25 protein-coding genes are annotated in these 26589 nt (G+C 71.5%); 9 read left to right on the forward strand and 16 right to left on the reverse strand.

Features of this window, described 5'->3' with window-relative positions:
* Window positions 1–216 precede the first annotated feature (216 nt).
* Entirely contained in the window at window positions 217–540 is a 324-nt protein-coding gene (locus ACLGIH_RS23800) for a hypothetical protein (protein ID WP_416527302.1), read from the forward strand.
* Window positions 541–597: 57 nt separating this feature from the next.
* Window positions 598–795, forward strand: coding sequence for a hypothetical protein (locus ACLGIH_RS23805; protein WP_416527303.1), 198 nt, complete (start codon window positions 598–600; stop codon window positions 793–795).
* Between the two features lie 218 nt (window positions 796–1013).
* Here ACLGIH_RS23805 and ACLGIH_RS23810 read toward each other — a convergent pair whose 3' ends face one another.
* The 8 genes from ACLGIH_RS23810 to ACLGIH_RS23845 all read right to left on the reverse strand — a co-directional run bounded on the left by ACLGIH_RS23810 (window position 1014) and on the right by ACLGIH_RS23845 (window position 11279).
* Window positions 1014–2600 carry a pyridoxal phosphate-dependent aminotransferase gene (locus tag ACLGIH_RS23810; RefSeq protein ID WP_416527304.1) on the reverse strand — a complete coding sequence of 529 codons (1587 nt, stop codon included), beginning with the start codon at window positions 2598–2600 and terminating at the stop codon, window positions 1014–1016.
* Between the two features lie 130 nt (window positions 2601–2730).
* Window positions 2731–3885: an aldose epimerase family protein gene (locus ACLGIH_RS23815; RefSeq protein ID WP_416527305.1), complete on the reverse strand. Its 1155-nt coding sequence runs from the start codon at window positions 3883–3885 to the stop codon at window positions 2731–2733.
* Window positions 3886–3941: 56 nt separating this feature from the next.
* The gene (gene mmsB / locus ACLGIH_RS23820) at window positions 3942–5186 is read right to left on the reverse strand and encodes a multiple monosaccharide ABC transporter permease (protein WP_416527306.1); all 1245 of its coding nucleotides are present in this window, start codon (window positions 5184–5186) and stop codon (window positions 3942–3944) included.
* Window positions 5183–6733: a multiple monosaccharide ABC transporter ATP-binding protein gene (mmsA, locus tag ACLGIH_RS23825; protein WP_416527307.1), complete on the reverse strand. Its 1551-nt coding sequence runs from the start codon at window positions 6731–6733 to the stop codon at window positions 5183–5185. The genes mmsB and mmsA overlap by 4 nt, the downstream gene beginning before the upstream one ends.
* A 43-nt stretch (window positions 6734–6776) precedes the next feature.
* Window positions 6777–7889, reverse strand: coding sequence for a multiple monosaccharide ABC transporter substrate-binding protein (gene chvE, locus ACLGIH_RS23830; RefSeq protein ID WP_416527308.1), 1113 nt, complete (start codon window positions 7887–7889; stop codon window positions 6777–6779).
* A 96-nt stretch (window positions 7890–7985) separates the two neighbouring features.
* The gene (locus tag ACLGIH_RS23835) at window positions 7986–8957 is read right to left on the reverse strand and encodes a hypothetical protein (RefSeq protein ID WP_416527309.1); all 972 of its coding nucleotides are present in this window, start codon (window positions 8955–8957) and stop codon (window positions 7986–7988) included.
* Between the two features lie 145 nt (window positions 8958–9102).
* Complete coding sequence (locus ACLGIH_RS23840) at window positions 9103–10116, reverse strand: zinc-dependent alcohol dehydrogenase (RefSeq protein ID WP_416527310.1); 1014 nt, start codon at window positions 10114–10116, stop codon at window positions 9103–9105.
* Window positions 10113–11279: a mandelate racemase/muconate lactonizing enzyme family protein gene (locus ACLGIH_RS23845; protein WP_416527311.1), complete on the reverse strand. Its 1167-nt coding sequence runs from the start codon at window positions 11277–11279 to the stop codon at window positions 10113–10115. Before ACLGIH_RS23845 ends, ACLGIH_RS23840 begins: the two co-directional genes overlap by 4 nt.
* Window positions 11280–11493: 214 nt before the next feature.
* On the opposite strand from ACLGIH_RS23845, the gene ACLGIH_RS23850 reads away from it, so the two are divergent.
* Window positions 11494–12411 carry an SCO2400 family protein gene (locus tag ACLGIH_RS23850; RefSeq protein ID WP_416527312.1) on the forward strand — a complete coding sequence of 306 codons (918 nt, stop codon included), beginning with the start codon at window positions 11494–11496 and terminating at the stop codon, window positions 12409–12411.
* A 426-nt stretch (window positions 12412–12837) separates the two neighbouring features.
* Here ACLGIH_RS23850 and ACLGIH_RS23855 read toward each other — a convergent pair whose 3' ends face one another.
* A complete protein-coding gene (locus tag ACLGIH_RS23855; RefSeq protein WP_416527313.1) occupies window positions 12838–13293 on the reverse strand; it encodes a MarR family winged helix-turn-helix transcriptional regulator in 456 nt (151 codons plus the stop codon).
* Window positions 13294–13408: 115 nt separating this feature from the next.
* On the opposite strand from ACLGIH_RS23855, the gene ACLGIH_RS23860 reads away from it, so the two are divergent.
* The 4 genes from ACLGIH_RS23860 to ACLGIH_RS23875 all read left to right on the forward strand — a co-directional run bounded on the left by ACLGIH_RS23860 (window position 13409) and on the right by ACLGIH_RS23875 (window position 16501).
* Window positions 13409–14431, forward strand: a complete 1023-nt coding sequence (locus ACLGIH_RS23860) for an NADP-dependent oxidoreductase (protein WP_416527314.1) — start codon at window positions 13409–13411, stop codon at window positions 14429–14431.
* 130 nt (window positions 14432–14561) lie between these two features.
* Window positions 14562–14981 carry an organic hydroperoxide resistance protein gene (locus ACLGIH_RS23865; RefSeq protein WP_416527315.1) on the forward strand — a complete coding sequence of 140 codons (420 nt, stop codon included), beginning with the start codon at window positions 14562–14564 and terminating at the stop codon, window positions 14979–14981.
* Window positions 14982–15080: 99 nt separating this feature from the next.
* A complete protein-coding gene (locus tag ACLGIH_RS23870) occupies window positions 15081–15890 on the forward strand; it encodes an EI24 domain-containing protein (RefSeq protein ID WP_416527316.1) in 810 nt (269 codons plus the stop codon).
* On the forward strand, window positions 15887–16501 hold the full coding sequence (locus ACLGIH_RS23875) for a LysE family transporter (RefSeq protein ID WP_416527317.1): 615 nt from the start codon (window positions 15887–15889) through the stop codon (window positions 16499–16501). The genes ACLGIH_RS23870 and ACLGIH_RS23875 overlap by 4 nt, the downstream gene beginning before the upstream one ends.
* Here ACLGIH_RS23875 and ACLGIH_RS23880 read toward each other — a convergent pair.
* Together ACLGIH_RS23880 and ACLGIH_RS23885 are read right to left on the reverse strand one after the other, a co-directional pair.
* Complete coding sequence (locus ACLGIH_RS23880; protein WP_416529459.1) at window positions 16473–17744, reverse strand: pyroglutamyl-peptidase I; 1272 nt, start codon at window positions 17742–17744, stop codon at window positions 16473–16475. The two genes, ACLGIH_RS23875 and ACLGIH_RS23880, sit on opposite strands and share 29 nt — an antisense overlap.
* A 146-nt stretch (window positions 17745–17890) precedes the next feature.
* Window positions 17891–18466: a TetR/AcrR family transcriptional regulator gene (locus ACLGIH_RS23885; RefSeq protein ID WP_416527318.1), complete on the reverse strand. Its 576-nt coding sequence runs from the start codon at window positions 18464–18466 to the stop codon at window positions 17891–17893.
* A gap of 103 nt (window positions 18467–18569) precedes the next feature.
* On the opposite strand from ACLGIH_RS23885, the gene ACLGIH_RS23890 reads away from it, so the two are divergent.
* Complete coding sequence (locus ACLGIH_RS23890; RefSeq protein ID WP_416527319.1) at window positions 18570–21053, forward strand: beta-glucosidase family protein; 2484 nt, start codon at window positions 18570–18572, stop codon at window positions 21051–21053.
* A 69-nt stretch (window positions 21054–21122) separates the two neighbouring features.
* Here the strand turns inward: ACLGIH_RS23890 and ACLGIH_RS23895 are convergent, their stop codons facing one another.
* Window positions 21123–22013 carry an SGNH/GDSL hydrolase family protein gene (locus tag ACLGIH_RS23895; RefSeq protein WP_416527320.1) on the reverse strand — a complete coding sequence of 297 codons (891 nt, stop codon included), beginning with the start codon at window positions 22011–22013 and terminating at the stop codon, window positions 21123–21125.
* A 265-nt stretch (window positions 22014–22278) separates the two neighbouring features.
* Here ACLGIH_RS23895 and ACLGIH_RS23900 point away from each other — a divergent pair, with 265 nt between their 5' ends.
* Entirely contained in the window at window positions 22279–22773 is a 495-nt protein-coding gene (locus tag ACLGIH_RS23900) for a DUF3145 domain-containing protein (RefSeq protein ID WP_416527321.1), read from the forward strand.
* A gap of 81 nt (window positions 22774–22854) precedes the next feature.
* Here ACLGIH_RS23900 and ACLGIH_RS23905 read toward each other — a convergent pair whose 3' ends face one another.
* From ACLGIH_RS23905 to ACLGIH_RS23920, 4 genes are all read right to left on the reverse strand, one after another.
* On the reverse strand, window positions 22855–24126 hold the full coding sequence (locus tag ACLGIH_RS23905; protein WP_416527322.1) for a beta-ketoacyl-[acyl-carrier-protein] synthase family protein: 1272 nt from the start codon (window positions 24124–24126) through the stop codon (window positions 22855–22857).
* Between the two features lie 106 nt (window positions 24127–24232).
* Complete coding sequence (locus ACLGIH_RS23910) at window positions 24233–24481, reverse strand: acyl carrier protein (RefSeq protein WP_210875806.1); 249 nt, start codon at window positions 24479–24481, stop codon at window positions 24233–24235.
* Window positions 24482–24585: 104 nt separating this feature from the next.
* Window positions 24586–25617, reverse strand: a complete 1032-nt coding sequence (locus tag ACLGIH_RS23915; RefSeq protein ID WP_416527323.1) for a ketoacyl-ACP synthase III — start codon at window positions 25615–25617, stop codon at window positions 24586–24588.
* 14 nt (window positions 25618–25631) lie between these two features.
* Window positions 25632–26585: an ACP S-malonyltransferase gene (locus ACLGIH_RS23920; protein ID WP_416527324.1), complete on the reverse strand. Its 954-nt coding sequence runs from the start codon at window positions 26583–26585 to the stop codon at window positions 25632–25634.
* Window positions 26586–26589 lie beyond the last annotated feature (4 nt).

Here is a 26589-nt window from a genome sequence, read left to right on the forward strand (position 1 = left end):
CAGTCTTGCGTCACCCACACGCCGCCCCGGCCGCACCCATTTAAGGATGTATGTTCTATTTAGCCCTGATGTGATCAGGCTGAAAAATGGCCTCGGCGGCAACGTCCCATCTCATACCGCACCTTGCGCCCCTCTTCGTGGAATGCACACTTATGGCGTCCGGCGAGCGCAGCCGTAACCGTGGCAGCCGCCCATTCCCAAGAGGACGTCCCCTCGATGACCGACCCGAGCACAGTCACGCCCGCCTGCCGCGCACGCAACCGGAACCGCACCGCTCACCGCTGGCTCACCCTCGCCGTCCAGATCACCGGCCGCATGCTGTGCTGGAACCTGGCCATCGGCATGGCGGCGGCCGCCACCAACGTTCTCGCCACCCCGCAAGCCGGCTGGTGGCCGTACACCTGGCCCGTGCCGTGGTACCTCACCTGCCTGTCCGCCCTCGCGTGGGCGATGCTGCGGGCCCGTGAGAAGAACACCGCACGTCCGCCCGCCGAAGAGGACGACGATTCCCTGCAGGAAGAATGGAGGAAAGCCGCCTGAGCGCGGCCATGCGGTTCCGCCGCACACTCCGCCCGGGCGCACCTACGTGACGACCGCATGGCCCGGCACCTGCAACTCCACGACGAGTACTGGGAGACGTACATCCTGGACCCCGGCACCGAGGCCGGCGGGCCGGAGGAACCCAAGGAACTCGCCCAGCGAGTAGCGAGGCTTGAGACCCTCTGTGCGGAGATCATGACGCGACTCGAAACAGCGGAAGCGCAGCTTGCCGCGCGACATCACGAGGAGAAGTGAGTCACTCGGCGTGGCCGCCGGCTGGGTGCCGCTGTCGTTGCAAGGGTGAAGTGACAGCGGGCGCCGGCGGTGCACGATCCTCGTCATGAGGTATGCGGGGGGCGGCTGTCCGACCGCGTACGGCCGCCGAAGGCGGCCCGCAGGTCACGGGTGTCGCGGAAGTCGGCGTACGCCTGGTACGCCACCTGGCGCGAGGGAGACAGCGCGGCTCTGGAGTACTAGCCGGTCCGGCCCATCCCGGCCGCGTCCGGCCAGCTCTGGGCGGTGCCCGGCCGGCCCGTCGCCGGGACCGCTTCCAGGCCGTTGGTGCCGCGCACCTGCGCCGCGGTGAGACCGCCGCGGGCCGGGACGCCGGGCGGCGTCGGCCCGGTCTGGGCCGGTGCCGCCACCGGCCCCGGGGTCGGGACCGGCACCGGCATGGGCTGTGGTGCCGGTGTCGGCTGTGCCGCCGGCAGCGGCATCCCGGCGCCGGGGGCCGCGGAGGCGGCCGGTACGGCGGCGGGGAGCGGCATGCCGGTGCCGGCGGCCGGGGCGGCGGCGGGACCCGGGACGCCGACGCCGGCGGCCTGCGCGGCAAGCCCCCGCACACCGCCCCCGTTGGTCTCGCTCACCAGGCGGTCCACCGCCGCCGTACCCGAGCTGTAGCCGATACCGGTACCGGTAGCCGGCCCGGGTACGGCGGCTCCCCTCCTGGACGTCCCGTAGAGCACCTCTTCCAGGCCGGACACCAGGCGACGCACGTCCACCGGGGGGCGCACCACGAGACGCAGGAAGCGACTGGACGAACCGATCTTGTTGCCGCACTCGCGGACCAGGACCCGGTGCTCGGTGAGCATCCGGTCCCGGACCACGGTGCCTTCGGCGCCGAGGGGGAGGCGCACGAAGAGGAAGTTGCCCTGGGAGGGGTAGACGGTCAGGCCGGGCAGCGCCGACAGCCGGCCGGACATCTCCAGGCGGTCGCGGCGGACCTGTTCCAGGCTCTGCGCGTACTCGGCGCCGTGGTCGCGCAGCATGAACACCACGTGCTCGGCGAAGGAGTTGAGGTTCCACTTGGGGAGCATGGCGCGCACCCGGCCCGCCAGCGCCGGGTTGGCGACCAGGTAGCCGAAGCGGACGCCGTGCAGCCCGAAGTTCTTGCCGAGGCTGCGCAGGACGATCACGTTGGGCCGCAGCACGGCCTCCTGGACGACGGACGGTTCGGCCTCGGCGTCGGCGAACTCCAGGAAGGACTCGTCGATCACCACCAGGTCCCGGTCGGCCATCGCGTCCATGAACTGCACCACGGAGTGCTTGTGCAGATAGCCGCCGTCGGGGTTGTTCGGGTTGCACACGACGGCGACCCGGGTGCCGCGGGCCCGGATGAACTCGGCGTACTGCGCGAGGTCGAGGGCGAAGCCGCCGGACTCCTGGAGCGGGAACATGTCGACCCGCTTGCCGGTCTCCATCGGCTGGTCGGTCCAGCGGCCGAAGGTGGGGACGGGGACGGCGAGGGACTCGCGGACCAGCAGATGGTCCAGCCAGGTGATCAGCTCCGTGGAACCGTTGCCCATCGCCACGCACTGCGGCGGCAGCTGCAGCAGACTGCTCAGCTCCGCCGTGATGGTCTCCGCGCCGCTCGGGTAGTACGTGACGATCTCCCGCAGCCGGGCCGCCATCTCGTCGAACATCGCCTGCGTGGGGAAGTACGGGTTGCAGGGGATGCAGAAGTCCACCGGGCCGGCCCCGTCGCTCTCCCGCGTCAGCGCCGCCATCGACGGGCTGTGCGCCGCGGTGCTGCGGAACAGCGAGGTGACGTTGCCGGCCAAGGGAACCTCCGTCTCTGGGCGGCCCGCGCGGGGGAGCGCGGGCCGCCCATCAGTACGGAGACGGACGTACCGCCGTTCAGCCCATGTGAGGAAAATGTGACGGCGGTGGTTTACGGAGTCGCTCGGGGCGTCACGCGTCGAACGAGTGCACCGTCGTCGTCCGGTACGTCTGCCCGGGGCGCAGCACCGTCGAGGGGAACGCCGGCCGGTTCGGCGAGTCCGGGAAGTGCTGGGTCTCCAGGCACAGCCCGTCGCCCTGCCGGTAGACGGAGCCGCCGGTGCCGGTCAGCGTGCCGTCGAGGAAGTTGCCCGAGTAGAACTGCAGGCCCGGCTGGTCGGTGGCGATGCGCAGGATGCGGCCGGAGGCGCGGTCCCGGAGGGTGGCGATGTGCTCGGGACGGTCGGTGACGCCCTTGTCCAGCACCCAGTTGTGGTCGAAGCCCTTGGCCGTGACCAGCTGCGGGTGCCCGGCCCGGATGTCCCGGCCGATCGGCTTGGCCCGGCGGAAGTCGAAGGGCGTGCCCGCGACCTTCGCCAGTTCGCCGGTGGGGATCAGGCCCGCGTCGGTCGGCGTGTAGCGGGACGCGGCGATCGACAGCTCGTGGTCCTCGATGGTGCCGCTGCCCTCGCCGGCCAGGTTCCAGTAGACGTGGCTGGTGAGATTGACGACGGTGGCCCTGTCGGTGGTCGCCTCGTAGTCGATCCGCCAGTCGCCGCGCCGGGTGAGGGTGTACGTCACCGTGGTCCGGAGCGTGCCCGGGTAGCCCATCTCGCCGTCGGCGCTGGTGTAGGACAGCCGCAGGCTGACGTCGGAGCCCGCCGTGAACGGCTCGACGTCCCACACCCGCTTGTCGAAGCCCTGTGCGCCACCGTGCAGGCTGTTGTCGCCGTCGTTGACCGAGAGCCGGTACTCCGTGCCGTCCAGCGTGAAGCGGCCCTTGCCGATGCGGTTGCCGTACCGGCCGATCAGGGCGCCGAAGTACGGGCTGGAGGCCACGTAGTCGTCGAGGTCGGCGAAGCCCAGCGAGACGTTCTCGTAGCGGCCCCGGCGGTCGGGGATCTCCAGGGACTGGACGATCCCGCCGTAGGACAGGACCTTCATCCGCGTGCCGCCGTTCGCCAGCGACCAGCGGTGGACCCGCGTGCCGTCGGCGAGTGTGCCGAAGTGTTCCCTCACCGGCTTCCTGCCTCCCGTGGCGTGTGCCGTGCCGCCGCTCGCCGCGGTGGCGGCGGCCACCCCGGCCGCGGCGGCTCCCGCGATGACCGTGCGTCTGCTCAGTTCCATGTGCGGCTCTCCTGTAAAGGAATCGGGCCCCGCCTTCGAGGCGGGGCCCGTGCTGACTACGAACCGACCCTGCGCTTGTTCCACACGTCGAACCCGACCGCCGCCAGCAGCACCGCACCCTTGATGACCTGCTGCCAGTCGGTGCCGATGCCGACGAGGTTCATGCCGTTGTTCAGCACGCCCAGGACCAGGCCGCCGATGATCGCGCCGAGCACCGTGCCGACGCCGCCGCTCATCGACGCGCCGCCGATGAACGCGGCCGCGATGGCCTCCAGCTCGAAGTTGAGGCCGGCCTTGGGCGAGGCCGCGTTGAAGCGGGCGGCGAAGACCAGACCCGCCAGGGCCGCGAGCATGCCCATGTTCAGGAAGACCAGGAAGGTGACCTTCTTGTCCTTCACCCCCGACAGCTTGGCCGCGGGCAGGTTGCCGCCGATGGCGTAGATGTGACGCCCGATCACCGCGTTGCGCATCAGGTAGCCGAATCCGACCACCAGCACGGCGAGGATCAGCAGCACGATCGGGGTGCCCTTGTAGCTGGCCAGCAGCAGCGTGGCGGCGAGGATCGCGGAGACCAGCGCGACCAGCTTGAGCAGGAACAGCTTGGCGGGCGGCACGTCGAGGGAGAACTCCTGCTGCCGCCGGCGGTCGCGGACCTCCCGGAAGACCACGAACGCGATCAGCGCGAAGCCGAGCAACAGGGTGAGGTTGTGGTAGTTCGTCTCCGGGCCGACCTCGGGCAGGAAGCCGTTGGCGACCTTCTGCAGCCCCCTCGGGAACGGGCCGAGGGTCTGGCCCTCCAGGAAGATCTCGGTCAGGCCGCGGAAGAGCAGCATGCCCGCCAGGGTCACGATGAACGACGGTATGCCGCCGTACGCGATGAAGAACCCTTGTAGCGCGCCCGCGAGCGCCCCCACCGCCAGGCACAGCACCACCGCGACGGGCCAGGGCAGATCGTTGCGGACCATGAACACCGCGGCCATGGAACCGACGAACGCCGTCAGCGAGCCCACCGACAGGTCGATGTGGCCCGAGATGATGACCAGCATCATGCCGATCGCGAGGATCAGGATGTAGCTGTTCTGCAGCACCAGGTTGGAGACGTTGCGCGGCAGCAGCAGGTCGCCGTCGGTCCACACGGCGAACAGCGCCACGATCAGTCCGAGGGCGATCAGCATGCCGTACTGCCGCATGTTGCGGCGCATGCCGTCCAGCATCAGCTGGAGCAGGCCGCTGCCCGTGCCCGCTCCCGACTTGCCGGGTGGCGCGGGGGCCGGTGTCCTGGCGGTCACGTCCGTGCTCATCGGGTTACCTCTTTGTCCTTCGTCATCTGACGCATCAGCGCTTCCTGGGAGGCCTCGGCCCGTGAGAACTCGCCGGTCAGCCGGCCCGCGGCCATCGTGTAGATGCGGTCGCACATGCCGAGCAGCTCGGGCAGCTCGGAGGAGATGAAGACGACCGCCTTGCCCTGGGCGGCCAGTTGGTCGATGACCGTGTAGATCTCGTACTTGGCGCCGACGTCGATGCCGCGCGTCGGCTCGTCCAGGATCAGCACGTCCGGACCCGCGAAGATCCACTTGCTCAGGACGACCTTCTGCTGGTTGCCGCCGGACAGCTTGCCGACCGGCTCGAAGACGGTCGGCGCCTTGATGTTCATCGAGGTGCGGAACCCCTCGGCGACCTGCCGCTCCTCGTGCTCGTCGATCACCCCGTGCCGGGCGACCTTGCCGAGCGCGGTCAGCGAGATGTTCCGGTTGATGGTGTCGATGAGGTTCAGGCCGTAGTGCTTGCGGTCCTCGGTGACGTACGCGATGCCGTGCCGGACCGCCTCCGGGACCGTCTTGGTGCGGATCTCGGTGCCGTCCTTGAGCACCGTGCCGCCCGCGTACCGGCCGTAGGTGCGGCCGAAGACGCTCATCGCCAGCTCGGTGCGGCCGGCCCCCATCAGCCCCGCGATGCCGACGATCTCCCCGCGGCGCACCTGGAGGGAGACGTCGTCGACGACCTTGCGCTGCTGGTCGATCGGGTGGTGCACGGTCCAGTTGCGGACCTCCAGGGCGGGGGCGGCACCCTCCTCCGGCTGGTGCGGTGTGCGCTCCGGGAAGCGGTGCTCCAGGTCGCGGCCGACCATCCCGCTGATGATCCGGTCCTCGGTGGTCCCCGGGGCCTTCACGTCCAGCGTCTCGATGGTGCGGCCGTCCCGCAGGATCGTCACCGAGTCGGCGACCTTGCGGATCTCGTTCAGCTTGTGCGAGATGATGATCGAGGTGATGCCCTGCTTCTTCAGCTCCAGGATCAGGTCGAGCAGTTTGCCGCTGTCCTCGTCGTTCAGCGCGGCGGTCGGCTCGTCCAGGATGAGCAGCTTCACCTTCTTCGACAGCGCCTTGGCGATCTCCACCAGCTGCTGCTTGCCCACGCCGATGTCGGCGACGCGGGTGTCGGGGTGGTCGCCGAGCCCGACCCGCCGCAGCAGTTCCGTCGCGTGCCTGAGCGTCTCGGTCCAGCTGATGATGCCGCGCCGGGCGTGCTCGTTGCCGAGGAAGATGTTCTCCGCGATGGAGAGGTAGGGCACCAGGGCCAGCTCCTGGTGGATGATCACGATGCCGTGCTGCTCACTGGCCCGGATGTCCTTGAAGGCGCAGACCTCTCCCTGGAAGAGGATCTCGCCCTCGTACGTGCCGTGCGGGTGGACGCCGGAGAGGACCTTCATCAGGGTCGACTTACCGGCTCCGTTCTCCCCGCAGATGGCGTGGACCTCGCCCTGCCGGACGGTCAGGGAGACGTCCGACAGCGCCTTGACGCCGGGAAAGGTCTTGACGATCGAGCGCATTTCCAGGACGGGTCCCGCCATGGTCGTGCCTTTCCATCAGTGGTGAGTCGTCGGTCGGTGGCGGTCAGTCGAGGTCGCTCTCCTTGATGTAGCCGGAGTCGACGACGACCTTCCGGTAGTTGGCCTTGTCGACGGCCACCGGCTCCAGCAGGTACGCCGGCACGACCTTCGCCCCGTTGTCGTAGGTCTTGGTGTCGTTGACCTCGGGCTTCTTGTCGTTGAGCAGGGCGTCGACCATGTTGGAGGCCACCTTGGCGAGTTCGCGGGTGTCCTTGTACACGGTCATCGACTGCTGGTCGGCGATGATCGACTTCACCGAGGCGACCTCGGCGTCCTGACCGGTGACGATCGGCAGCGGCTTCGCCTTGGTGCCGTAACCGTCGGACTTCAGCGACGACAGGATGCCGATGGAGATGCCGTCGTACGGCGACAGCACCGCGTCGACCCGGTCGCTGCGGTAGGCGGAGGTCAGGATGTCGTCCATGCGCTTCTGCGCGGTGCCGCCGTCCCAGCGCAGCGTGGTGACCTGGTTGAGCTCCGTCTGCTTCGACTTGACGACCAGCTGCCCCTTGTCGATGTAGGGCTGGAGCACGTTCATCGCGCCCTGGAAGAAGTAGCGGGTGTTGTTGTCGTCGTTGGAGCCGGCGAACAGCTCGATGTTGAACGGGCCCTTCTCGCTGCCGTCCTTCAGGCCGAGCTTCTCGACGATGTAGGTGCCCTGGAGTTCGCCGACCTTCTCGTTGTCGAAGGAGGCGTAGTAGTCGACGTTCTCGGTGCCGAGGATCAGCCGGTCGTAGGAGATCACCGGGATGCCTGCGTCCTTGGCCTGGCGGAGGACGTTGTTCAGCGACTTGTTGTCGATGGCCGCGACGATCAGCGCCTGGACACCCTGCGTGATCATGTTCTCGATCTGCGCGACCTGCTGGTCCGGGTCGTCCTCGCCGTAGGCGAGCCTGGTCTTGAAGCCCCTGGACTCCAGGTCCTTCTTGACGTTGTTCCCGTCGGCGATCCAGCGCTCGGAGGACTTGGTCGGCATCGCGATGCCGATGGTGGCGCCTTCGGCGCTCTTCTTGTCCTCCTCGCTGCCGCCCTCGCTGTTCTGGCCGCAGGCGGTCAGGGTCAGGGCGAGAGAGGCCGCGGCGGCTATGGCGGTCAGTGCGGCTCTGCGGTTGCGCATGGTCATCATCCTTGATGTGTGCCGGAAGGAACCGAGACGAGGTGTGGGGGATTGTGCGCGGTCATGTCGTCTTTTGTGAAGGGGGTTTCCGGAACGTTATGACGAAATCTCGAACCGGTTGAGCGAGCCCGGCAGCCGCGAGCCGAGCGGCGCCATGTCGCCGTCCGCGCCGTGCCGGGCGAGCAGGTCGAGGGCGAGCCGTCCGCGCCGCACCCGCTCCTTGGCGCCGGCCAGCGCCAGGTCCCGCAGATGGTGGCCGTACGGGTAGATGCCGGGCGCCTTGGCGAGGCCGAACTTCAGATACAGCGGGGCGCCCCGCCGGATCAGCTCGGCCACCTCGTACATCCGCACATAGCCGCCGAGGTCGTCAGGCGCCTCGATGTACATGTCCATCGGGGCGGCCGAGACCCGCCGGATCTCGGTCAGGTGCTCCGGTGTCAGGTCGCTGGGCACGTTCACCGAGTCCGCACCGAGCCGCTCGTAGACCGCGTACGAGGCCGGGTTGACCGGGCCGATCAGGGCCGACACCTTGAGCGTGGTGTCGGCCGGGAGCAGCCCGGCCGTCCGCGCCCGGTGCAGCGTCCACAGCACCCCCTCGTCGGCGACCAGCAGGCACTTCACACCCAGCTCGGTCGCCCGTACGGCGTCCTCGACGCACCCGGCGACCGCGTCGTGGCCGCGCGCCCTGAGGCCCGCGCCGCCGGAGTCGGTCCGGGTCGAGCCGCCGATGTCCCAGGTGCCGCGCGGGCCGGTGAACAGGCACAGCTCGATGTCCCGTTCGGCGGTGGCCTCGACCATCTCGGTGATCTCGGTGTCGGTCAGCATCCACACGCCGCTGCCCTGGCTGATCCGGTGGATCGGCACGTCCAGTCGCGAGGACTCCTTGAGGACGACCGCCAGCGCCTCCGGGCCCTCGCACGAGGGGATTTCGGTGCGCCAGCGGCCGCCGCCGGGGAAGGAGTGCGGCGAGGAGTCGGCGGGGTCGGGGGCGGGCGCGCCCAGACCGAGGGCGGCGAGCACGTGCTCACCGGGCCTGCGGGGAGCGGCCGTGGCGGAAGCGTCGGTCACAAGCTGTCCTTCGTGTTCGGTATGCCGGACGAGGTTCGCGGCTCGGGGTGGAGCGCGGGAAGAACCCGGGGCGGAAAGAGATGGTGGAGGTACGCCGGTACGGAGGCCGTCAGGTCGCCCCCGTACCGGCGTACGGCTGTGGGGGCTACCGACCCCGGGGACGCAGCAGCACCTTGCCGACCTTCGGATCGCCGGACCCGACCAGCTCGATGGCGTGCGCGAAGTCGTCGAGCGGCAGTTCGTGCGTCACCAGCGGCAGCGGATCGAGCAGCCCGGCCGCGAACACCCGCACCGTGTGCGCCCAGGCGTCCGGCGGCGCTCCGAAGACGGTGTGCACCTCCAGCTGCCGTACCACCAGATCGGTCGGGTCGAGGCCGTCGGCGCCCGGCGCCGGGATCCCGGTCAGCACCAGCCGCCCGCCGCGCCGGAGCAGGGCCGCGGCGGTGCGGGCGGCGTCGGCGGACCCGGCCGTCTCGATGACGACGTCGAAGTCGTCGGGCAGCGTGCGGTCCTTGGTGCGGAAGTCGGTGGCGCCGTACCGCCGCGAGAGCTCCTCCCGGTCGTCGCGCGTGCCGACGACCAGCAGCTCGGCCGGGGAAGCGGCCGCCAGGAACTGCACGGCGAACATCCCGAGGGTGCCGGTGCCGACGACCGCGACCCGCTCACCCGGGCGGGCGTTCGCCTTCAGCGCGGCCGCGGCGATGCAGGCGGCCGGCTCCAGCAGGGCGGCGGCCGTCAGGTCGGCGCCGCCCGGGAGGACGTGCAGCAGGCGGGCCGGGAGCGTCAGGGTCGGGGCCATGGCGCCCGGCTCGGTGAACCCGGTCTCCGCGTACCCGGCGGTGCACAGCGTCGTCTCACCGGCGTGACAGCGGTCGCAGACCTGGCAGTTGCGGAAGCCCTCCCCGACCACCTTGCGCCCGACGAGGTCCGCGGGAACACCGGCGCCGACCGACTCCACCGTGCCGGACCACTCGTGCCCCGGGGTCAGCGGGTACCGCACGTATCCCTCGGGCCGGTTGCCCTGGTAGACCTCGCGGTCGCTGCCGCAGATCCCGGCGGCGTGCACCCGGACCAGGGCCTCGCCGGGGCCGGGCTCGCGCGGCACGTGTGCCGCCAGCCGGTGCGTGCCCGGCGCCTCGACGACGACCTCGGCACTCACGCCTGCGTACCCTTCGGGTTGCGCCGCTCCCAGCCCTCGGCCCACAGGTCGAACCGGGCCTGCTGCTGCGGGAACTCGGCCGCCGCGTCGGTGTCCAGCTCGACGCCGAGACCGGGGGCGTCGGAGAGGTGGAAGCAGCCGTCCTCCGGGTTCACCTGGGGAGCGCCCTTGACGACCTTCTTGATCTCCGCGTCCGCGAAGTCGTTGAAGTGCTCGAGGATCTTGAAGTTCGGGGAGGTGAAGCCGACCTGGAGGGAGGCGGCGGTGAGCACGGACCCGCCGACGTTGTGCGGGGCCACGAGCATGTAGTGCGTCTCGGCGGTGGCGGCCAGCTTCCGGGTCTCCCAGATGCCGCCGATGTGACCGACGTCCGGCTGGATGATGTCCACCGACTGGTCCTCGAACAGCTCCCGGAACTCGATCCGGTCGTGGATGCGCTCACCGGTGGCGACCGGCAGGTCCACCTTCTCGGCGACCTTCTTCAGCGCCTTGAGGTTCTCCGGCGGCACCGGCTCCTCCAGCCAGGCCGGCTTGAAGGGCGCCATCTCCTTGGCGAGCCGGACGGCGGTGGCGGGGGAGAAGCGGCCGTGCATCTCCAGCATCAGTTCGGCGTCCGGTCCGATGGCGTCCCGCACGGCCTCGATCAGCGACACGGCGTACAGGGTCTGCTCGTGGTCGAACTCGAAGTGCCCGGTACCGAACGGGTCGATCTTCAGCGCCCGGTAGCCGCGCTCCATGACCCCCTGCGCGGCCTTGTGGTACGCCTCCGGGGTCCGCTCGGTCGTGTACCACCCGTTGGCGTAGGCCTTCACCTTGTCGGTGACCTTCCCGCCCAGCAGCTGCCAGACGGGGACGCCGAGGGCCTTGCCCTTGATGTCCCAGCAGGCCATCTCGACGACCGCGATGCCGGACATCACGATCTCGCCCGCGCGCCCGTAGTCGCCGTACTTCATCCGCCGGGCCAGGTCCTCGACAGCGAAGGGGTCCGAGCCGAGGATGTGGTTGGTCTCGGCCTCCTTCAGATAGCCGAGGAGGGCGTCGGTGTGCCCCAGCATGCGGGTCTCGCCGACTCCCGTGATCCCTTCGTCGGTGTGCACCTGAACGTACGTCAGGTTGCGCCACGGCGTTCCGACCACGTGTGTGCTGATTCCGGTGATGCGCACGGCAGTTACCCTTCGCTGTGTTCGATATTTCGGCACTCGTTCGAAATGCTGGCGTGACAGTAAGGACGGGGCGGCGGGGGTGTCAATGGGGTGGACACATAACGGTTTCGGGAGTTTCGGCCCGGGGGGCCGGGCGCGGGCGCCGGGTTCCCCACACAACCTTCACAGTGGCCACTGGTGGCGCGGCCCGCGCGGAATCTACCCTTCCCGCGTCATGGACTTCTGCCACCCGTGCCGACGGCACCTCAACGGCGCTCTGGCCTGCCCGGGGTGCGGCGTCCCCGCCGAACAGCTCCATCTGTACGCGGAGCAGGACGGCCAGGAGTACGGCACCGGGGGCGACGGGAGCGATGCCCAGCCGTACGGAGACGCGGCGGAGCAGCCGGGCCGGGCCGCCCGCCGCCGTGAGGCACGGGGCCACCGCGGTCGCGAGCGGGCGCCGGGGCCCGACGACGGCCGGCCCGATCCGGTGGTCTCGCCGACTTCGGCGGCCTCGGCAGATCACGGAGCTTCGGCGGGCTCGGCGGGGCAGGCGGCTTCGGGGGGCTCCGCAGGTCCGGCGGGCTCGGCAGGTGCGGGCAGGCGCAGCGGTCCGGGCGGCGCCGGAGGCAGCCGCCGGGACCGCAAGGCCGCGGCCCACCGCCGGCGACGGCGCCGGGCCCTGCTGGTCACGGCCGGCTTCGTGCTCGCGGCCGGCGGGCTGAGCCTCGCCGAGCTGGGCATGGACGCGCCCGACGACCCGCCGCAGCCCGCTGCCGCCGGGAACGAGTCGCCGGACGGCGGGGCATCGTCGGAAGCCGTCGCGGACCCCGCCACCCCGGCCGGAGACACCTCCCGCCCCGGCGCACCGACGGCCTCGCCGTCACCGGGCGACACCTCGGCCTCCCCGTCGGCGTCCGCCTCGGAGTCCCCCGGCGAGGAGGAGTCGGACGCCGCGCCCACGGAAGAGACGTCGTCCGGCCCGCCGGGCACCGACCCGGCCCCCGACCCCCCGGCCGCCCCTTCCTCGGCCCCGGCCCCGCCCCCGCCGGCCGACCCCACGCCCGAGCCCGCCGAGCCGACCACGGCCAACCCGACCCCGGAACCCACGCCCACGGAAACGTGCGAACGGTTCCTGTGGTGGTGCACGTAGGGCCGGACCGGCCCCCATCAGGTCCTGGGCGACCCGCACGCCCCTGAAAGGAGCGCGGGGAACTGCGCGAGCAACCACAGCCCACCTGCAGCCGCCCCCGAACCGTCCCCCCGGCCTCAACCGGCCTCAACCGGCCTCAACCGGCCTCAACCGGCCTCCACCGGGCCTCGGGGCTGCCTGCTCGCCCCTGAAAGGGGCGCGGGGAGCTGCGCGAGCAACCACGACCCACCCGCAGCGGCCCCCGAACCGTCCCCCCGGCCTCAACCGGCCTCCACCGGGCCCCGGGGCTGCCTGCTCGCCCCTGAAAGGGGCGCGGGGAACTGCGCGAGCAACCACGACCCACCCGCAGCCGTCCTCGAAGCGCACCCTCGAAGCGCACTCCCGAAGCGCACTCCCGAAGCGCACCGCCGAAGCGCGCGCCCCGGCTCAGGCGCCCCGCGTCCCGTCCGCGGCGAGCATCCGCCGCAGCAGGTCCCGCAACGCCTCACGCTCCGCACCGGACAGCCCGGCCAGCGGTTCGCGGGCGAAGCGCAGGGACTCGCGCAGGTCACGGGCCATCCGGCGGCCCTCGTCCGTCGCCGCCGCCACCTTCACCCGCCGGTCGGCGGGGTCCAGCCGCCGCTCCACCAGCCCCCGTGCCTCCAGCCGGTCCACGATCCCCGTGACGTTCGACGGCTCGCACTTCAGCTTGTGCGCCAGCTTCCGCATCGGCAGCGGCTCCAGGGACAGCAGGCTGAGCAGCTTCGCCTGGGCTCCGGTCAGCGCCTTCTCGGCGGCCGCCTCCTCGTAGTCGGCGGAGAAGCGGGCCACGACCTCGCCGATGAGCTCGACGACCTCAAGGGTCAGCGCGTCCGGACGCCGGGGATGTGGTGAGGGAGACATGGGCCCAGGGTACAGGTGTTTGACAACCTGAAATGTTCAGGAGCATCGTTGTTTCAGGTACTGAAATACCTGGAGTGTCCGTGCTCCCCCGCACCCGTCGAAAGGCACCCTCACCATGACCGACTCCCCCTCCCTGCCCTCCGTCAACCGCGAATGGCACCTGCTCAGCCGCCCGGTCGGCTGGCCCGAGCCGAAGGACTTCGCCCTGGTCGAGGCCCCGATGCCGACGCCGGGCGAGGGGCAGGTACTGGTCCGCAACCGGTACGTCTCCGTCGACCCGTACATGCGCGGCCGGATGAGCGCCGCCAAGTCCTACGTCGCCCCCTTCGAGCTGGGCAAGGTCATGCAGGGCGGCGCGGTCGGCGAGGTCGTCGCCTCCAATGCCGAGGGCATCGCCGTCGGTGACCACGTCCTGCACTTCTTCGGCTGGCGCGAGTACGCCGCCGTGGACGCGAAGAACGCCGTCAAGGTCGACCCGGAGGCCGCCCCGCTGTCGACGTACCTCGGCGTCCTCGGCATGACCGGGCTCACCGCCTACGCCGGTCTGCTGCGCACCGCCGCCTTCAAGGAGGGCGACGCGGTCTTCGTCTCCGGCGCCGCGGGTGCCGTCGGCAGCCAGGTCGGGCAGATCGCCAAGCTCAAGGGCGCCTCGCGGGTCATCGGCTCGGCCGGCTCCGCGGAGAAGGTCAAGCTGCTGGTCGACGAGTACGGCTTCGACGCCGCCTTCAACTACAAGGACGGTCCGGTGAGCGAGCAGCTGCGCGCCGCCGCCCCGGACGGCATCGACGTCTACTTCGACAACGTCGGCGGCGACCACCTGGAGGCCGCGATCGGCTCCCTCAACCAGGACGGCCGCATCGCGATCTGCGGAATGATCTCCGTCTACAACAACACGGAGCCCGCCCCCGGCCCGAGGAACCTGGCCCGGCTCATCCAGACCCGTGGCCGCATCGAGGGCTTCCTCGTCGGCGACCACTACGACCTCCAGTCGCAGTTCGTGCAGGAGGTCGGCCCGTGGGTGCGCGACGGCCGGCTCAAGTACCGGGAGACCGTCGTCGAGGGCATCGAGAACAACCTGGAGGCGTTCCTGGGCGTTCTGCGCGGCGACAACATCGGAAAGATGGTCGTCAAGCTCTGACGTCACACTCCGTACCCCCGGCCGGACCGGCCGGGGGTTCACCCATTTTCCGGTATGCGATAGCTTCTTTCCGAAATCTGTCGCGATCGTGGGCGCGAGTCGCGGCAGACCGAGGGAGGAAGACAACCGCATGCCCATTCAGCAGTCCGAGGTCCTGTACACCGCCGTCGCCACCGCGCAGAACGGCCGCGACGGCCGGGTCGCCACCGACGACGGCAAGCTCGATGTCGTGGTCAACCCGCCCAAGGAGATGGGCGGCAACGGCGAGGGCACCAACCCCGAGCAGCTGTTCGCCGCCGGCTACAGCGCCTGTTTCCAGGGTGCGCTCGGCGTCGTCGCCCGCCAGGAGGGCGTCGACGTGACCGGCTCGACCGTCACCGCGAAGGTCGGGATCGGCAAGAACAGCGAAGGCTTCGGGATCATCGTCGAGATCTCGGCCGAGATCCCGACGGTCTCCGCCGCCACCGCCCGCTCGCTGATCGAGAAGGCCCACCAGGTCTGCCCGTACTCGAAGGCGACCCGCGGCAACATCACCGTGACGCTCGCCTGACCCGGTTCGTCGCGTACGACGAAGGCCGCACCCCTGGACGTGGGGTGCGGCCTTCGTCCGGCCCGGCACGCCGCCCCCGCGGCCCGATAGAGTGCCGTCATGCGCGATCTTGGGGCGGGATCCGGCCACCTCCTGGAGGGCCAGCGCTGGGTGGCCCGGCACGGCAAGAGCTACGGCTTCGGGCTCGTCCCGGGCCTGGTCACACTCGTCCTGTACGCGGCGGCGCTGGTCGCGCTGGCGCTGTGGGGCGCGGACGCCGTCACCTGGGCGACGCCGTTCGCCGACGACTGGTCGAGCCCCTGGCCGGGGCTGTTCCGCGGCTTCCTCACCGCCGTCCTGTTCGCCCTGGCGCTGCTGCTGGCCGTCCTCACCTTCACCGCGGTCACCCTCCTGGTCGGCCAGCCCTTCTACGAGAGCCTCTCCGAGCGGGTCGACCGGGACGTCTCCCCGGACGGCACCGCCCCCGAGTCGGACCTGCCGCTCTGGCGCGACCTGTGGATCTCCGGCCGGGACAGCCTGCGCATCCTGGCCCGAGCCGCCCTGTGGGGCCTCCTGCTGTTCGCCTGCGGCCTCATCCCGGTCGTCGGCCAGACGGCCGTCCCGGTGGTCGGCATCTTCGTCACCGGCTTCTTCCTCACCGAGGAGCTGACCTCCGTGGCCCTCCAGCGCCGCGGTGTCCAACTGCGCGACCGCCTCGCCCTGCTGCGCTCCCGCAAGACGCTGGTCTGGGGCTTCGGCACCCCGCTCGCCCTGGCCTTCCTGGTGCCGTTCGCCGCGGTGTTCCTGATGCCGGGCGCGGTGGCCGGCGCCACGCTGCTCGCCCGCGAACTGCTGGGCGAGGAGACCCGTGAGGGCGAGGAGACCCGCCGGGGCGGGGAGACCTCCGAGGGCGAGCAGGTCGCCGGATGACCGAGGTCCTCGCCGTCGCCGTCATCACCGTCCTGGCGGTCATCGCCCCCGGCGCCGACTTCGCCATGGTGGTCCGCAACAGCTACCTGCACGGCCGCCGCACCGGTGTGCTCGGCGCCCTCGGCGTCGCCGCCGGCGTCCTGGTGCACGTCACCTACACGATGCTCGGCGTCGGGCTGCTGATCGCGTCCTCCGCCTTCCTGTTCACGGTCATCAAGCTGGTCGGCGCCGGCTACCTGGTCTACATCGGCGTCCGCACCTTCCGGACCCGCGGCGAGGTCGAGATCGACCTGGAGCACCGCAGTGGCCTGACCCCCTTCGCCGCCCTGCGCACCGGCTTCCTCACCAACGTCCTCAACCCGAAGACGACCCTCTTCGTCGTCTCGACCTTCGCCCAGGTCGTCGGCCCCGGCACGCCGGTGTACCAGCAGGTGGGCTACGGCCTGTTCATGTCGCTGGCCCACCTGCTGTGGTTCGCCGTCGTCGCGGTGTTCTTCTCGCAGAGCCGCATGCGCGCGGCGATGCTGCGCGGCCAGAAGGTCCTGAACAAGGTGATCGGGTCCGTCCTGGCCGGCCTCGGCATCAGCCTCGCGTTCGCTCCGTCGCACTAGCACCCGTACCGGCCCCGGCTCCGGCCCCGACCGCCACGGCCACGATCGCCCGGGTCTGCGCCACGATGTCCAGCCGGTTGCGGACGAACTCCGGGTCGGTGACCTCGGTGGTGTTGCCGGCGCCGAACCGGAGCACCGGCGTGTGCACGTGGCCGCCCGGCAGCCGGCCGCGCAGCCCGAGCCGGTCCCGCAGCAGCGTCGCCCGGTAGGCGATCTCGTTGGACAGATAGTCCCCGCCGCCTCCTTCCCGGGCCGTCGAGCCGGGCGTGGGCCCGTCCGGGCGTACGACGGGCTCGGTGCCGCCCTCCGGGACCTCGGTCACGGACGTGTTGTCGTACACGGGGAACCGCCCGGTGTCCGCCGCCACGATGCCGGCGTACGGCAGGGTGGTCGTCGTCCACTGCGGCTGCGACGCCGGGTCGGTGACCGGGATCGTCTCCGTCCGGCCGATGTTCTCGTTGTCCGCGAAACCGCCCCGCCAGGCGCCGTTGGTCCGCTCGATGTCGAACCGGCCCACGCGTCCCTGGCTGACGGTCGCGAACAGGTCCACCTCGGGCAGACGGGGCCGCAGCGCCCGCTCCACCGTCCCTTCGGTGAAGTCCCGCCAGCGCACCGGGAACACGGCCGTCTCCACCCGCGCCGGGCCCTCGGCCGTCTGGATCACCGTGCCGTCGAGGGCGAGCGCCACGGCTCCGGACGGGTTGGAGATCCGGATGTCACGGTCGAGGGTGAACGGGTCGAACCCGGTGACCAGGACGCGCTTCAGCCCCTTGCCGCGCGGGTACCGCACGGTCGTCTGCCCGCGCGAGGTCCGCTCCAGCGTGTCCAGCAGCTCCGCGCGCTGACGGGCCGTCAGCGCGAACCCGGATTCCCAGGTGCGCAGTTCCCGCGTCATCCCGAGCCGCGCCCAGTACAGCGGCCGGTCGTCGTCCCTGCTCAGGTCCCCGCCGGCCGGGCCGCGCCCCTGCGCCCGGTCCACGGCCCGCCGCCACAGGGCCTCGCCCTCGCGGACGACGACGCGGCGGGCCTCGGCGTAGGAGCCGGCGCTGTGGAGCCTCTGGGTGAACGCCGGTGCCACCGCGTCGAATCCGGACCGTCTCAGGATCTCCCGCGGCACCTCCCGGTCGAGCCGCTGCTCCTCCACGGTGGGGGAGGGCGCCGGGCGGGGCGAGGGCGCAGCCGTCGCCGTCACCGGTGTCGCGAGCCCCGCCACCAGGGCCAGTCCGAGTACGCCGGTGCGCATACGTATGGAGTTCAAGGGAGTCCGGGTCCTTCCGTCGCCGTGGGGTGCGTCCGCTGGACGGTCGCAGTATCGCGTGACGGAAGTGACGTGCGCTACAGGGCGGTTCGGCGCTCCGGGTGCTCGGGGTGCTCCGGGGCCCGGGTGGCTCAGGCTTCGCCGAGCAGGGTCAGGAAGTCGCGGAAGGCGCCCGGCATGTCCACCGACTCCGGGTCCAGCAGCCACTGGTACTGCAACCCGTCGAGAAGCGCCACGACCAGCGGCGCGGCCTGCTCGGGGGTCAGCCCGCCGGGCAGCCGGTCACCGTACTCGGCGCGCAGCAGCTCCGCCATGGAGGCGCGCACCCGCTGATAGCGCTCGGTGAAGTACTCACGGGCCGGATGCCCTTCCGTGACGCTCTCCCCGAGCAGCGCGGAGAAGGTCTGGATGATGGCTGGCCGCATCGCGTTGTACTCGACCAGGGAGGCCAGCAGGTCCAGCCGCAGCCGCTCGGCCGGCACCGAGTCCCAGCGGTCCCGCTCCCTCAGCACCGCCACCAGCAGCGCCTCCTTGGTCGGGAAGTGGTGCATCAGCCCCTGCTGGGTGAGGCCCACCCGCTCGGCGACCGCGGCCAGGCTCGCGCCCCGGTAGCCGCGCTCGGCGATCACCTCCAGGGCGGCCCGCACGATCTCCGTGCGCCGTTCCCCGCTTCTGGCCCTGGTCGTCATGGCGTCACGGTACGACATCCGGACGAGGTGATCATAACGCTAACATAACGAAACCTACTGGTCACCAGGTGCCGGGGGCAGGATGGGGACGGCCAACGGCTTTCGACGAGGAGGTGCCGCGATGGCGCGGACAGAGGCACGGGCAGGGGCACAGGCAGAGGCGCGAGCGAAGGTGCAGGCCAGGACCGGAGCGGAGGCGGCCCGCGAGGCGGTCGTGGAGGCCGCCCTCGGCAAGCTCGGCCTGGAGGCCAAGACCCGGCTGCTGTCCGGACAGGACATGTGGACCCTGCCCGCCCTGCCGGAGATCGGCCTGAAGTCCCTGGTGATGTCCGACGGCCCGATCGGCGTCCGGGGCGTGCGCTGGACCGCCGACGACCCGTCCGTGGCGCTGCCCTCACCGACCGCGCTGGCCGCCTCCTGGGACCCCGGGCTGGCCCGCCGCGCGGGCGTGCTGCTCGCCCAGGAGGCCCGCCGCAAGGGCGTCCACGTGCTCCTGGCGCCCACCGTCAACCTCCACCGTTCCCCGCTCGGCGGCCGGCACTTCGAGACCTACAGCGAGGACCCGTACCTGACCGGGCGGATCGGCACGGGCTATGTCACGGGCGTCCAGTCCGGCGGCGTCGGCACCACCGTCAAGCACTTCGTGGCCAACGACGCCGAGACCGACCGCTTCATCGTGAACAACCTGGTCTCCGAGCGCGCCCTGCGCGAGCTGTACCTGGCGCCCTTCGAGATGATCGTCGAGAACGCTCACCCCTGGGGCATCATGACCGCCTACAACCAGGTCAACGGCACGACGATGACCGAGCACCGGCACCTGGTGAACGAGGTGCTGCGGGGCGAGTGGGGCTTCGACGGCTGCAACGTCTCCGACTGGATGGCCGCCCGCTCCACCACCGGCGCGATCAAGGGCGGCCTGGACGTGGCGATGCCCGGCCCGCGGACCGTGTACGGCGAGGCCCTCGCCCGGGCCGTGCGGGACGGCGAGGTCGCCGAGGCGGAGGTCGACGCGGCCGTCCGCAACGTCCTGCGGCTCGCCGCCCGCGTCGGCGTCCTCGACGGCGCCGACCCCGTCGTCCCCGAGCCGCCGGCGCACATCGACGGCGCGGCCCTGGCCCGGGAGATCGCCCGCCGCTCCTTCGTCCTGGTCCGCAACGAGCGCCGGGCGCTCCCCCTGAAGCAGGGCACGGTCGCCCTCATCGGCGCCGCCGCCCGCGACGCCCGCGTCCTCGGCGGCGGCTCCGCCACCGTCTTCCCGGCGCACGTCGTCTCCCCGCTCGACGGCCTCACCGCCGCCCTCGGCGAGGACGGCCTGACCTACGCCGTCGGCGCCGACCCCAACACCGAACTCGCCGTCGCCGGACGGGGCTTCGAGCTGCGCGCCGTCTGCCGCGACGCCGACGGCCGGGTCATCGGCACCGGCTCGGCCCCGGGCGGCCAGATCCAGTGGATGGGCAGCGACCTCCCCGACGGCGTCACCCACGACGCCCTGCACAGCGTCGAGCTGACCGGCACCTTCACCCCGCGCGAGGCCGGCCCGCACACCTTCGGCATCAAGGGCGTGGGCCCCTTCACCCTCACGATCGGCGGCCGGACGTACTACGACGACGTGCAGCGCACCGCCAAGGACGACCCCTTCGAGGCCGTCTTCGGCGCCCACGTGCCCCGCGCCGTGGTCGAGCTGCCCGCGGACGAGCCGGTCGAGGTCTCCCTCACCTGCGTCGTCGACCTGCCCGAGGACATCCCGATGAAGGCCGTCACCTTCGCCCTGTGCCACGCCGAGCCACAGCGCGACCCGGACGAGCTGATCGCCGAGGCCGTCGAGGCCGCGCGGAACGCCGACACCGCCGTGGTCGTCGTCGCCACCACCGACCGCGTCGAGTCCGAGGGCTTCGACCGCACCGACCTCACCCTGCCCGGCCGCCAGGACGACCTGGTCCGCGCGGTCGCCGCCGCCAACCCGAACACGGTCGTGGTCGTCAACTCCGGCTCCCCGGTGGAACTGCCCTGGCGCGAGGACGTCGCCGCGGTGCTGCTGAGCTGGTTCCCCGGCCAGGAGGGCGGCGCCGCCCTCGCGGACGTGCTCACCGGCGCCCACGAGCCCGGCGGCCGGCTCCCCACCACCTGGGGCGCCCTGACGGACGCCCCGGTCACCCGGGTCACCCCCGACCACGGCGAGCTGCGCTACGACGAGGACCTCTTCATCGGCTACGCCGCCTGGGAGAAGGCGGGCCGCACCCCGGCCTACCCCTTCGGCCACGGCCTCGGCTACACCGAGTGGGCCTACGAGTCGGCCGAGGCCGACGGCACCACCGTCAAGGTCCGCCTCCGCAACACCGGCGAGCGACCCGGCCGCGAGGTCGTACAGCTCTACCTCGCCCCACCCGCACCCGACGCCGCCCGCCCCGCGCGCCGGCTGGCCGGTTTCGCGGCGGTGGAGGCCGCGCCGGGGGAGGTGACCGAGGTGACCGTCGAGCTGCCGCGCCGGGCCTTCGAGGTCTGGGACGACACGGCCGGAGCGTGGACCTTTGTGAAGGGTTCGTACGAACTCCGGATCGGTCGCTCGATCGCGGACCGCAGGATCACCACGACCGTTAACGTCTGAGACGGGACGGCGGTCCCCCTTGAGCAGCCCCGGCCCGGGACCTGACGGCCGGGCCGGGGCTCGGCACCCTCATCCCCGTTCGGCCGTGACCGCGCGGTGGGCGATCTCCGCCAGCCGGGCCTGGCCGTTCACACTCGGGTGGAACCAGTCCCACTGGCTCAACTGCCGCGCACCGAAGCGGTACGCGTGCACCGCTCCGCCGTCCGTGCGGCAGCGCCGGTCCTGCGCGCAGACCTCCCGGAGCGCCTTGTTGTAGTCCCGCACCCGCTGGTCCACCGTCTCCCGGCGCTGGGTCGCCGCCGCGTCCAGGGCGTCGGCGTCGCCCAGCATCGTCGGGCAGATGCCCAGCTTCCACACCTGCTTGCCCATCGCGCTGGTGCGCCCCTGCGCCCACAGCCGCTTCAGGTCCGGGATACTCGCCACATACACCTGGGTCTTGGGCAGCGCCTTGCGCAGCGTGCTCATCGCGGTCTCGAACTGGGCGCGGAAGTCGGCCACCGACGTCATCGCCGACGTCGAGGCACGGCAGGCGTCGTTCGCCCCCACCAGCACCGTGACCAGCTCCGGCTTCCGCGCCGCCGCCCGGGTCATCTGCCCGGCCAGATCCGCCATCCGGGCCCCGCTCACCGCGAAGTTCCAGCTCCGCTGTGCCGCGTCCGCCTTCCCCAGCAGCCGTACCGCCAGACTGTCGACCTCGGGGCGGGTGCCGGTCGCCCACGACACCTCGGGGCAGTCCGACAGCACCGCGCAGGCGTCGAAGCCGGTGGTGATGGAGTCGCCGACGGCGGCGACCGACTCCGGGCTGGTGTCCCAGACCGGCGTGGGGGAGGGCCTGGCGCTGCGCTCGGCGGGGGCGGAGGCGTCGCCGCCGACCGCGTCACAGCCCGTGAGCCCCAGCACCGCCGCGCTCAACACGGCGAGCACCGCCCGTGAACGGCGACCGCGCCCCGCCTGCTCCATCCGGTCCCATCCCTCGCTCGTCCCGCGTGGTCTCCCCACGGTGCTCAACCCATGACACCGCGCGAGGGTTCCCGGGGCGGCCGATGCGACGGCTCACACCCGTACAAGCGTCCTGCCGGGTGAATGGCGGAGGTTTCCCGGCCCCGGGACCGACGGTACGTCACACTCCTTGCCCCGCCGCACGGTAGCCTCGCCATCAACGCGGCCCGCCCGGCCGCTGCCGTTCGCCCGTTCCGAGATTGTCCCGCTCAGCCCGGAGGTTCCGGTGACGACACGTGGAGTTCTGTACGTGCACTCCGCGCCGCGCGCGCTCTGCCCGCACGTCGAGTGGGCCGTCGCCGGGGTGCTCGGCACGCGCGTGAGCCTCGACTGGATCCGGCAGCCCGCCGCGCCCGGCACCTGGCGCTCGGAGTTCTCCTGGCAGGGCGAGGCCGGCACCGCCTCCAAACTCGCCTCCGCACTGCGCGGCTGGCACCTGCTGCGCTTCGAGGTCACCGCCGAGCCCTGCGCCACCGCCGAGGGCGAGCGTTACAGCTGCACCCCCGACCTCGGCATCTTCCACGCCGTCACCGGCATCCACGGCGACATCCTCATCCCCGAGGACCGCCTGCGCGCCGCCCTGACCCGCGCCCAGCGCGAGGAGACGGACCTGGAGCTGGAGATCGCCAAACTCCTCGGCAAGCCCTGGGACGACGAACTGGAACCCTTCCGCTACGCGGGCGAGGGCGCCCCGGTGAGGTGGCTGCACCAGGTGGTGTGAACGCCCGGCAGGACACGACACGACGGCGATGGCCCGAACCCCGTCTCAGGGTTCGGGCCATCAAACGTTCAGGCAGACCGGTCAGACCGTCCGGAACGCCAGCACCACGTTGTGCCCACCGAAGCCGAACGAGTCGTTGAGGGCGGCGATCCGGCCCTCGGCCGGCAGCTTCCGTGCCTCACCGCGCACGACATCGGCGTTGGCCTCGGCCTCGGGGTCGAGGTTCTCGACGTTGATGGTCGGCGGCGCCACCCGGTGGTACAGCGCGAGCACGGTCGCGACCGACTCGACACCACCGGCGCCGCCGAGCAGATGCCCGGTCATCGACTTCGTGCCGGACACCGCGATGTGGTCGGTGTCGTCACCGAACACCTTCCGCAGCGCCTTCAGCTCGGCGATGTCACCGGCCGGCGTCGACGTGGCGTGCGCGTTGACGTGCACGATCTCCGCCGGGGCGAGGCCGGTGTTGTCCAGCAGGTTCTGCAGCGCGTGCGAGATGCCGCGGCCCTCCGGCTCCGGCTGCACGATGTCGTGGCTGTCGGCGGAGATGCCCTGGCCGACCGCCTCGGCGTACACCCGCGCCCCGCGCCGGGCGGCGTGCTCGGCGGACTCCAGGACGATCACGCCGGCGCCCTCGCCGAGGACGAAGCCGTCGCGGGCCACGTCATACGGACGGGACGCGCCCTGCGGGTCGTCGTTGTTCTTGGACATCGCCATCATGTTGCCGAACGCGGCGATGGGCAGCGGGTGGATCGCCGCCTCCGTACCGCCGGCGACGACGATGTCGGCGCGGCCCGTGCGGATCATCTCGATGGCGTAGCCGATGGCCTCGGCGCCCGACGCGCAGGCGGAGACCGGGGTGTGCACACCCGCCCGGGCACCCACGGCCAGCCCCACGTTCGCCGAGGGGCTGTTGGGCATGAGCATCGGCACGGTGTGCGGGGAGACCCGGCGGACGCCCTTCTCCTTCAGTACGTCGTACTGGTCGAGCAGCGTCGTCACACCGCCGATGCCGGAGGCGATGACCGCGCCCAGCCGGTCCGGGTCGACGTCGGCGCCCTCGCCGGCCTTGGCCTCGAAGCCGGCGTCCTTCCAGGCCTCCTGCGCCGCGATCAGCGCGAACTGCGCCGAGCGGTCCAGTCGGCGGGCCTGCGGCCGCGGGATGACCTCGGTGGGTTCCACGGCGATCTGCGCGGCGATGCGGACCGCCTGCTCGGCGGCCCAGTCCTGCTCCAGCGGGCCGACGCCGGAACGGCCGGCGACCAGACCCTCCCAGGTCGAGGCCGCGTCGCCACCCAGCGGTGTGGTTGCGCCGATACCGGTGACGACCACGGTGCGATTGGTCGAGCTCACGGGAATTCTTTCTCCAAGAAACGAGGATTCGTACGGCGCCACCGCCGGGTGGCGGGGCAGTGGGCCCGGGCCGGGCGGCCCGGACCACGCCCGAGTGATCGGTAGATCAGCCCTGGTGCTTGAGGATGTACTCGGTCGCGTCGCCGACCGTCTTGAGGTTCTTGACGTCCTCGTCCGGGATCTTGACGTCGAAGCGCTCTTCGGCGGCGACGACGACCTCGACCATGGACAGCGAGTCGACGTCCAGGTCGTCGGTGAAGGACTTGTCCAGCTGGACGTCCTCGGTGGGGATCCCGGCGATCTCGTTCACGATCTCCGCGAGACCGGCGACGATCTCTTCCTGAGTGGCGGCCATGGTGGCGCTCCTTCGTAGATTTTCAGGGGGTGTGGCGCCCGCCGCGTCAGCGGCAGGTGGTTCGGCGAATTCCGTACCGGACCGCATGATCCGGCACGGAGTGCCTAGGGGAGGGTAACGACCGTCGCGGCGTAGACGAGACCCGCCCCGAAGCCGATGACGAGCGCGGTGTCGCCGCTCTTCGCCTCGCCGGTCGCCAGGAGCCGCTCCATCGCGAGCGGGATCGAGGCGGCCGAGGTGTTGCCGGTGGTACGGATGTCACGGGCGACCGTGACGTGCTCCGGCAGCTTCAGCGTCTTCACCATCGAGTCGATGATCCGCACATTCGCCTGGTGCGGAATGAAGACGTCCAGGTCGTCCGGGCTGATTCCGGCCGCGTCCAGCGCCTGCTGCGCGACCTTCGCCATCTCGAACACGGCCCAGCGGAACACCGCCTGGCCCTCCTGCGTGATCGCAGGAAACTTCACGTTCCCCTCGCTGTCGAGGGGCAGTTCGGTCACGTCGCCGATCCGGAACCGGTCCCAGGAGACCGTCTGCTTGATCGTTTCGGCCTTGTCGCCCTCGGAGCCCCACACGGTCGGGCCGATCGCGGGCTCCTGGGACGGGCCGACGACGACCGCGCCCGCGCCGTCGCCGAACAGGAAGGCGGTGGCCCGGTCCTCCAGGTCGGTCAGGTCGGACAGCCGCTCGACGCCGATGACCAGGACGTGCTCCGCCGAGCCCTCGACGACCATGCCCTTGGCCAGGGTCAGGCCGTAGCCGAAGCCGGCGCAGCCCGCGGAGATGTCGAAGGCGGCGGCCCTGTCCGTGCCCAGCTTGTCGGCGATCTCGGTGGCCACGGCCGGCGTCTGGCTGAAGTGCGACACGGTGGAGACGACCACCGCGCCGATCTGTCCGGCGTCGATCCCGGCGTCCGCGATCGCCTTGCCGGCCGCCTCGACGGACATCGCCGCGACGGTCTCCTCCGGCGAGGCCCAGTGCCGGGTCTCGATGCCGGAGCGGGAGCGGATCCACTCGTCGGACGAGTCGATCTTCTCCAGGATCACCTCGTTCGGCACCACGCGGGTCGGGCGGTAGCCGCCGACGCCGAGGATGCGCGCGTACGGGGCACCCTTGCTTGGCTTGATCTTCGGCATGCTCTCGGGCTCCTTCAGCCCGCCGCGGCAGCGGCAGATGTGGACGTCTCCGCGATCAGCTCGCGGGCGGCGTCGAGGTCGGCGGGGGTCTTCAGGGCCAGCGTCTTCACACCGGGCAGAGCGCGCTTGGCCAGCCCGGTGAGCGTGCCGCCCGGGCAGACCTCGATCAGGGCGGTGACGCCGAGCTGCTTGAACGTCTCCATGCACAGGTCCCAGCGGACCGGGTTGGCGACCTGGCCGACCAGCCGGTCCAGCACCTCGGTGCCGGTGGCGACGGTCCGGCCGTCCTTGTTGGAGACGTAGGCGACCTCCGGGTCGGCGGGCGTCAGCTCCTTGGCGGCCGCGGCCAGCTTCTCCACCGCGGGCGCCATGTGGTGGGTGTGGAAGGCGCCGGCCACCTTCAGCGGCACGACCTTGCGCACACCCTCCGGCTTGTCCTCGTTCAGCGCGGCGAGCTGCTCCATCGTGCCGGCGGCGACGATCTGGCCCGCGCCGTTCCTGTTCGCCGGGGTCAGGCCGAGCCGCTCCAGGTGCGGCACGGTGACCTCGGGGTCGCCGCCGAGCAGCGCCGACATGCCGGTCTCGGCGACGGCGGTGGCCTCGGCCATGGCCAGACCCCGGGTGCGCACCAGCCGGACGGCCTCCTCGTCGGGCAGCACTCCGGCGAGCCCGGCGGCGGCCAGTTCGCCGACGCTGTGTCCCGCGACGGCGCCGACCTTGCGCGGCAGCTCGGCCGGGTCGTCGAAGAGCAGGTAGGCGGAGGCCAGCGAGGCGGCGACCAGCAGCGGCTGGGCGACCGCCGTGTCGCGGATCTCCTCCGCGTCCGCCTCCGTGCCGTAGCGGATCAGGTCGAGTCCTGCGGCGTCGGACCATGCCTCCAAGGCACCGCGGACGCCGGGGAGGTCGAGCCAGTCAGTCAGGAAGCCGGGCGTCTGGGCGCCCTGGCCGGGAGCGACGAGTACGAGCACTCTC

This window comes from Streptomyces hamibioticus, from assembly GCF_047946815.1.
In the GTDB taxonomy this organism is placed as follows: Bacteria; Actinomycetota; Actinomycetes; order Streptomycetales; family Streptomycetaceae; genus Streptomyces.